A 6,765-nucleotide genomic window follows, 5' to 3' on the forward strand; every position below is an offset into this window, starting at 1 on the left:
CGGCGGCCGCCCGGGGCCAGGGCATGGGGCGCGCCCACCGGTCACAACGCCGGAAGCCTTGTGCCGCAGGGGTTTCCGCGCGGATCCGGGCTTTGCGAACCGGGCGGGATCAGCCAGACTGGACCCGCCCAGCCCTCGAACCGGATGGATCCCCGTGAGTGACTCCCCCGTCGTACCCGAAGGCGTCGACCTCTCCGCTCCGCACTCCGCACGGGTGTGGAACTACTGGCTCGGCGGCAAGGACAACTACCCCGTCGACCGTGAACTCGGCGACCAGATCCTCGGTATCCACCCCAAGATCGCCGTCGACGCCCGCGCGGGCCGCGCCTTCCTCGTCCGGACCATCACCCACCTGGCCGTCGAGGAGGGTGTCCGGCAGTTCCTGGACGTGGGCACGGGGCTGCCCACCCACCAGAACACCCACGAGATCGCCCAGGCCGCCGCCCCGGATTCGAAGGTCGTCTACGTGGACAACGACCCCATGGTGCTCGCCCACGCCCGCGCGCTGCTGACCGGCACCGAGGAGGGCGCCACCGAGTTCGTCGACCACGACCTGCGTGACACCGAACGGGTCCTGGCCAGGGCCGGTGAGCTACTCGACTTCAGCCGGCCGGTCGGGCTTTCGATCATCGGCACCCTCGGCCACATCCCCACCCTGGAGGAGGCCGTGGACCTCGTCCGCTCGTACCTGGCGGGACTGCCCTCCGGCAGCTTCCTGGTGGTGGCCGACGCCGTCCTACCCGACGAGGGCAGCGCCGCGGAAGCCCTGGACGAGTGGAACAAGGAAGCCGCACTGGCCTACCGCGGCCACACTCTCGCGGAGTTCACCTCCTACTTCGACGGCCTGGAGCTGCTCGAGCCCGGCGTGGGCCCCAGCCCTCTGTGGCGCCCGGCGCCGGTGGACGTCGGCCGCACCCCCGACACCGACATGTACGGCGCCGTCGCCCGCAAACCCTGAGCAGGCACCCCTCCTCCGGGCGGCGGACCGGAGGAGGGGGCGGTCCGGTCACCGATCGGTCCACCCCCTCGGCCGGACCCGACGTCATCGATGCCGGCGCCGGGGAACAGCGGCGGTCAGGCGGTCCTGTTCAGGACCGGCAGGTAGCCGGAGCCGTGCCCGGTGCCGTTGGGGTGGTAGGAGCTCTCCACCGGCCACGTCGGTCCGTGGATCCAGCTCGTGGAGGCGCAGATGCGGTGGCCCTCGAAGGCCGGGCTGACGTCGGCGTAGACGAACCCGTGGGCCTGGGCCCGGTTGCGCAGCTGCGCGTTGAGGGTGTCCGCGGTGGCGTTGATGCGTTCGCGGCGCTCGACGGTGATGGCTCCGAAGCAGGAGGACGTCTCGTACAGGCGCGGGTAGCCCAGGACGACGACGCGGGCTCCGGGGGCCTTCGCGCGGATGTCCGAGTAGAGACCGTCGAGTTGGCCGGACAGGCTCTGGGCGATGTACCGGTCGGAGTTGTCCAGAGCCGAGAAGCAGGCCTCGTCCGAGCCGGTGCGACAGGAGACGACCACGTCGACGAAACCGGCGTCGTTGCCGCCGCTGGTCACACTGACCAGGTCGGTCGCCGAGGACAGCGTGCCGAGCTGCAGGCTGCGCACCGACGCCGAGGTCGCGCCGCCGCAGGCCTCGAAGCTGAAGGACGCGACGGAGTTCTGCGCGGCCCACAGCGCGGGATAGGCCCGGGAGGAGCGCTTGCACGAGGCGGAGAGGTCGTAGGATCCGGCACCCACACCGGACGAATAGGAGTCTCCGAGCGCGACGTAGTCGACGGAGGACTCCGCGTTGGCCGCTGCGGACGAGGAAGCGATCAGCAGCAGGGTGAGGAACAGGGTCGAGCAGAGGCGGTGGATCATCAGCGGGGGACCTTTCTTCGCACCTGGGGGCGTGCGAGGGGGAAGGGGGTGGTGCACGGGGTTCCGCGGGGACGGACCCGGCACGCATGTGAACGTAGATCAAGGAGGGAGAGCCCACCATGCCTGCAGGATCATTTGTTACCTTCAGGCAACCAAACTGGCACCTTGTATCTTTTGTTTCTCCCTGTGGGAATGCCGCCACGAGAGCCCGTGGCTCCGGACCGCGCGCCGGAGCGGGCGCAGGGCGTCCGGGAAGCGGGCCTGCGCCTGTTCGAGAACACGGCCGAGCGGTCCGCTTCCCCCCTCGGGGAAGCAGACGGGCTAGTTCCGGCGACTGAGGGCGGGGGCGAAACCGCTCGCGGCGGCGCTGCGGACCATCCGCTCGTAGGTCTCAACGTCGGCGCGGGCCGAGAGCCCGCCCCGCTCCGCCTCGGCGTCCCACACCCGCTCACCGCCCACGAACACCTGGCGGATGTTGCGGGGCTGGCAGGCCAGGACGTAGGTGGCGATCGGGTCCCACACCGGGCCGAGATCGGGTCGGCGCGGGTCGACCACCACCAGGTCGGCCTCCTTCCCCACCTCCAGCGAGCCCACCCGGTCGGCCACGCCGACCACGTCCGCGGCCCCCAGGGTGTGCGCCCGGAACACCTCGTGCGGGGACATCACGTCGGCGCGCAGCCCCTGGGAGCGCTGCTGGTAGAGGCCGAACCGCATGTTCTGGAAGGGGTCGGAGACATCCGTGCAGGACTGGTCGTCCAGGCCCAGACCGATCCGGATCCCGGCGTCGCGGAGCCGCACGGCGTCCATCGTCCCCGAACCCAGGCGGCCGTTCGAGGCGGGCTGCCAGGACACGGGGCTGTCGGCGGCGGCCAGCGCTCCGACCATGTGGTCGGTGGGGTGGACGAAGTGACCGAAGACCATGTCCGGGCCGAGCAGCCCGGCCTGCTCGTACCAGGAGAAACGGGAGCGCTGGAGGTCGATCTGCTCGGCGGTCTCGACGAAGTGCGCCTGGTTGGCGACCCCGTGCTCGGTCATCATGGCGCGTTCGCGCTCGGCGGTGGCCGGGGAGCTCGACCACTGGACCGCACCGTAGACCGCGCCGCCCAGGTCGAGCCGGGAGCGGCCGGGTCCGGCGGCCCTCCGGTGGGCCATCACGTGTCCGAAGGCGGCGAAGGACTCCTCCTCCGGGAGCTGTTCGTCGTCCAGGCGCACCGCGCTGATCGTGCGCAGACCGGCGTCGCGGGCGGCGTCCACCTGCCGGGTCAGGAAGTCGGGACCGTGGACGCGGGCGGCCCTGAGGGTGGAGCTCGACCGGTCGAAGGTGGACACCACCCGGCTCTGGAGGAAGTTGAACGCCGAGGTCACCCCGTGGGAGAGCACGTCCAGCGCGCCGTGGACGGTCATCCAGTAGAGGTCGTCGGGTTCGGCGCCGACCAGCATCAGCGAGTTGCGGGAGACCCACTCGTAGAGGGTGGAGTCGGGGGCCACCCCGCGCATCCCCGAGGTGAACAGGTGGCTGTGCGCGGACACGAACCCGGGGGCGACGAACGCCTGCCCGGCGTCGAACCGCTCCCCCGGCGCCGGCGGCGGGGCGCCCTCGCCGAGACCGGCGATGCGGCCGTCCTCACCGATCCGCAGCCAGCCCTCCATCCAGACGGGCCGCCCCTCCTCGTCCACGGTGGCGGTGAGCAGGACGGCGTTGACGATCGTGAGCATCGTTTCCTCAGGGGTGGGGGCGGGGGTGGGTGAGGTTCAGCCGCGCCGCATCCGCACGAGCACGCCGCGGACGTGCTCCTCGGCGGCCGTGCGCGCCGCGTTCGGGTTGCCCGACTCCAGGGCCTCGACGATCGCGGTGTGCTCGCGGTGCGCGGCCCGGCGGTTCGCGCTGAGGTTCCACATCGAGCCCCGGTGCAGGTGGGCGCGGGCCTCCAGCCGGTCGAGCTCCTCGATGAGGGTCGCGTTGCCCGAGCACTCCCGGATGTAGGAGTGGAAGGCGACGTCGCTCGCGGTGTCCCGCGCGGTGTCGGGTTCCCGGGCCAGGTCGCGGCCCTGATCCTCGACCATCTCCCACAACTCGGCCACCTGCGCCGAGTCCAGCCGGGTCGCGGCCTCCTCGGCGGCCAGTCCGTCGAGCACCGCGCGCACTCTGAGGACGTCGCGCATCCGGTCGTCGTCCAGCCGGATCACCTTGGCAGCGGCGTTCGGGGTGCTCTCGGCGAGGCCGTCGTGGATGAGCCCCAGTACCGCCTCGCGGACCGGGCTGCGGCTGATGCCCAACCGCGCGGCCAGGGCGGCGACGCTCAACTGCGTCCCCGGCTCCAGCTCCCCGGACAGGACGAGTCCGCGCAGGTGCTCACGGGCCGAGTCCGCCAGGGACATGCCTTCGATTCTGCTCATCACCGGTGTTCTCCCAGCCTCCGCCGCGGGCGGCGCCACCGCCGCCCGCGTCCGCCTCGCCGCAGCCATCCTAGGACTCCGTGGCGCCCGTCCCCGGGGCGGTGTAGTTGGCCTTGACCCGCTGGTCGAGGAAGTCCCGCGCGGAGATCGGCGGGTAGAGGCCCTCCGGCCCCTGGATGAGCGCGTCCCGGTCGGCCTGGGCGAAGAACGCCACGCTGTAGCGGTCACCCTGATACTCACCGGCACCGGGGCTGCGCACCCGGTGGAAGTTGGAGGGCAGCCGGTCGTCGCTCCAACGGGTGAGCATGTCACCGATGTTGCAGGTGATGCGGCTGGACGACGGCTCGACCGAGGTCCACTGCTGCTCCTCGGCGTCCTTGCCCGGGCACACCTGGAGTCCGCCCTGACCGTCGCGCTGGAACAGCAGGGTGAGGCAGTCGAAGTCGGTGTGCGCGCCCGCGCGCCAGCGGCCCGGGACGCCGCGCAGCTCCTCGGGCACCGCGAAGTAGTGCAGCAGGCGCAGGGTGCTCTGGTAGTGCTCCGAGGAGGGGTCGTGGGCGCGGGTGAAGTGGTCCCGGTCCAGGCCGAGCCGGTCGGCGAAGCAGGACAGCACGCGCATGGCCACCCGGTGGCAGTGCTCCTCGAAGTCCAGGACGACCTGCCGGAAGCCGGCCAGTTCGTCCTCCGAGGGCCAGCGGCCCTCCATGTGCGGACGGGTGACCTGGTAGGACTCCTTCTGGTCGGCGGTACCGATGGACGGGCGGACCTGGGACAGGCTCTCCCATCCGGCGTTGAGCTCCTTGACCAGCGGGTAGCGGGCCTTGGTCGCCTCCGGCAGCGCGAAGAGGCGCTCGGCCATCGCGAAGGCGCCGTCCGTCTCGGCCCGGCTGATGCCGTGGCCCTCGAGCTGGAAGAACCCGATGTCGGTGGCGGCGGCCCAGAGCTGCTCGGTGATCTCCTCGCGGCGGTCGTCGAAGTCGCTGAGGTCGATGACCCGGATCTCCCGGGAGAACGTCTCGGTGCCGATTCCGCCCATCTGGCGTTCGCGGTCGAGCTCGGTGAGGTGGTGGGTGGTCACGGTGGTCTCCTCCGTCAGTGGTGGATGGTGGCGGTGTGTTCCGCGGATGGGTGCGGGCGTGGTCGGGGCGGCGGTCACTCGCCGACGCTGATGCCGGGGTCGAGGAAGTCGGTGTTCACGAGGTCGTCGACGGTCAGGTCCTCGGGGACGTCCGAGCCGCCGGCGCGGAGCAGCGGGGCGAAGTCGTCGATGACGCGCTGGACGCGTTCGAGGTCGAAGCTGCCGACGGTGCCGTCGGTCTCGTCACCGATCAGCCCCTCGGCCAGGAGGGTCTGCGAGGAGTACTCGGCCAGCTCGGCGCTGTAGGGGGTGAAGTTCGGGTTCCGGGCGACCACGTCCACGACCGTGTCGTTGACCGGCCCGGGGTCGCCGTGGAAGTCGGCGGTGGCCTGCTGGACCATCGGGACGAGGCGCTCCAGGCAGGGCGCGAGCTCCTCCACCCGGTCCGAGCGCACGGTGACGGTGCGGGCGTACCCCTCGTAGCCGAGGTCGCGGATGAGCTCGTAGGCGACCGGCCGGTTCCAGGCCGGGACCTCGTTCTCGTAGACGAACGGCTCGGAGTTGGCGAACCCCTGCTGGGCGAAGACGGGTTCGGCGGCGAAACGGGCCGGGGAGTTGTCGTAGCTGGTGTCGATCTGGTCGGCGTCGAGCAGCCCCTCGGACACCAGCCACTCCGGGTACAGCTGCCCCTGGGAGACCACGACCGCGGCCCCGGAGTCGCGGATGTCCGACACGCCCGCCCAGTCCGGGTGGGTCTCGGGGTCCCACATGAGCATCTGGGCGCTGCCGCGCAGCAGGGTGGTGACGGCGGTGACGGGCTGGTCCCCCGATGCGGCGATCGCCTGCTCGGAGTGGGCCAGGCCGAGGGTGATGTCCTCGTCCACGTACATCTGGGAGGGCACGGTCTGGAAACCGATGGCCGGACCGCCCGCCCTGATCTCCAGGTCGACGCCGGTGCCGAGACCGTCGACCGCGAGCGGGCCAGTCACGGAGCCGGCCTCGGCGTCGACGGTGTAACCGGGGCCGAGGAGGCCGAAGAGCGGCCCGGAGTCCGTCTCGGGCTCCCACTGGAGCTGGACGACCACGGTGGCGGGGCACACGTCGTCCAGGCGCTGGTCGGCGGCGACGGGTTCGAGTTCGGCGCTCTCCTGCGGAGCCTCGGCGAAGAGGCAGCCGGACAGGAGCAGGGTGAGGCAGAGCGCGGAAGCCGCGGTCGGCACGGCCGCACGGAAGGGGCGGGGCCGCGAGAGCCGGGGCCGGGAGGGGCCGGGGCAGGGCAGCGGGGCGGAGAGGGGTCGGGGCGTCATGGGGGCTCCGGAAGGGTGAGGGGCTGGGCACCGGTGCGGGAGGCGGGGAGGGGCGAGGGGAGGGGCGAGGGGAGGGGGACGCGGGCAGGGGCGGCGCTGGGATCAGGGCCAACGGCGGGGGGGGGGGGG

6 protein-coding genes are annotated in these 6,765 nt (G+C 72.0%); 1 reads left to right on the plus strand and 5 read right to left on the minus strand.

Annotated elements, in window-relative coordinates; all coding sequences use genetic code 11:
• Positions 1–154 precede the first annotated feature (154 nt).
• Positions 155–958, plus strand: a complete 804-nt coding sequence (locus D458_RS0122595; RefSeq protein ID WP_017589010.1) for an SAM-dependent methyltransferase — start codon at positions 155–157, stop codon at positions 956–958.
• 116 nt (positions 959–1,074) lie between these two features.
• Here the strand turns inward: D458_RS0122595 and D458_RS0122600 are convergent, their stop codons facing one another.
• From D458_RS0122600 to D458_RS0122620, 5 genes are all read right to left on the minus strand, one after another.
• Positions 1,075–1,854 (minus strand): SGNH/GDSL hydrolase family protein, encoded by a 780-nt coding sequence (locus D458_RS0122600; protein ID WP_017589011.1) that lies wholly within the window; start codon positions 1,852–1,854, stop codon positions 1,075–1,077.
• Between the two features lie 321 nt (positions 1,855–2,175).
• Positions 2,176–3,570, minus strand: coding sequence for an amidohydrolase family protein (locus tag D458_RS0122605; RefSeq protein WP_017589012.1), 1,395 nt, complete (start codon positions 3,568–3,570; stop codon positions 2,176–2,178).
• Positions 3,571–3,606: 36 nt separating this feature from the next.
• On the minus strand, positions 3,607–4,251 hold the full coding sequence (locus D458_RS0122610; protein WP_051049739.1) for a GntR family transcriptional regulator: 645 nt from the start codon (positions 4,249–4,251) through the stop codon (positions 3,607–3,609).
• A gap of 70 nt (positions 4,252–4,321) precedes the next feature.
• Positions 4,322–5,329 (minus strand): isopenicillin N synthase family dioxygenase, encoded by a 1,008-nt coding sequence (locus tag D458_RS0122615; RefSeq protein WP_017589014.1) that lies wholly within the window; start codon positions 5,327–5,329, stop codon positions 4,322–4,324.
• A 74-nt stretch (positions 5,330–5,403) separates the two neighbouring features.
• Positions 5,404–6,636, minus strand: coding sequence for a substrate-binding domain-containing protein (locus D458_RS0122620; RefSeq protein WP_017589015.1), 1,233 nt, complete (start codon positions 6,634–6,636; stop codon positions 5,404–5,406).
• Positions 6,637–6,765: the final 129 nt, after the last annotated feature.

It is taken from the genome of Nocardiopsis ganjiahuensis DSM 45031, from assembly GCF_000341085.1.
Lineage (GTDB): Bacteria > Actinomycetota > Actinomycetes > Streptosporangiales > Streptosporangiaceae > Nocardiopsis > Nocardiopsis ganjiahuensis.